This is a genomic window from Paraburkholderia sp. BCC1885, assembly GCF_900996235.1.
In the GTDB taxonomy this organism is placed as follows: Bacteria; Pseudomonadota; Gammaproteobacteria; order Burkholderiales; family Burkholderiaceae; genus Paraburkholderia.
The window spans coordinates 1-977 of record NZ_CAAJGM010000016.1 but is presented as its reverse complement, the minus strand read 5'-3'; the positions used below and the strand labels follow the sequence as shown (position 1 = coordinate 977).

Sequence of the window (977 nt, the reverse complement as noted above, 5' to 3'; positions counted from 1 at the left end):
TAGATCGTGTCCACGATCGCCGATCGTGGACACGATCTCCCTTGATCTACACGGACTCCAACACGCCATCACCATCATGCCTTGCTCGCGCGCGCGTGAGGACACGGCCCAGCCGAGCCGCTTACGCCTGAGCGGCGGGAGTGACGACAGGTCGCCCGATCGGGAAACGCGGACCGCTCGCGTAGCTCATGCGCGACCCTCCTGCGCGTAGTGGGCGGTAGGCCAGACCGGATAGCGACGGTTCGTCGGTCGGACCGGGCGGGTGCTGCTATCGGGCACGACGTCATTGAGGCGTTCGATGGTCGTGTTCGACCGATCCCATTCCGTGATGACCAGAATGTGGGTCCGGTCTGGCAGGCGGTAGATCGAGATCAGCCGCAGGCCCGTCGAGATCGACGCGTCGTTGTCGCGTTTGTCCTCGTCGGACATGACGCCCCAATCACCGGCGATATGGCGCAGCACGACGCTGACGACCGGCACGCTGTTCGCGCGCAGTGCGACGAGAGCCTCGTGCGAGACGAGCAGTTTGCCCGGATGAAACAGCGGTTTGAGTCGGGTAGGTTGATGCATTTGTGGCTCCTGAAAAATGGACGATCACGCCCCTCCGGAATGAGCCGGATGCGTGCGGAAAATGAAGGAGAGGCCGGCGGCGTGCGCCGGGTGTGTGCAGGTCGGTGGCTACGACTTACGAGCGGGCGGCTTCGGCGGAACGCTCACGCCAAACTGGGCGAGTACCGTTTCGGAATACGATCGGAGCGTCGGCAGGATCTTTGCCGCACCGGGCATCGAGGCGAGGACACGCACCAGCTCACGCTTGCGGTGTTGCTCGAATGCCCATGCAGCGGCGAAGCCGATCGCGGTGATACCAGCGACGACGCTGAGTCCCTTTAGTACGGGACGTGGGCGCGGCGGGAGGTGGATGAATTTCGTTTCGTGCATGGATTGCTCCAGATAAAGGACGAACGCGGGCCTCCGGA

2 protein-coding genes are annotated in these 977 nt (G+C 63.6%); both read right to left on the bottom strand.

The window, feature by feature from the left end; translation table 11 throughout:
* Nucleotides 1-186 precede the first annotated feature (186 nt).
* Entirely contained in the window at nt 187-570 is a 384-nt protein-coding gene (locus tag FQ755_RS01210) for a hypothetical protein (RefSeq protein ID WP_144150303.1), read from the bottom strand.
* A 108-nt stretch (nt 571-678) separates the two neighbouring features.
* Nucleotides 679-977 (bottom strand): hypothetical protein (locus FQ755_RS01205; RefSeq protein ID WP_222105699.1); only part of this gene is annotated, 299 nt, incomplete at its 5' end.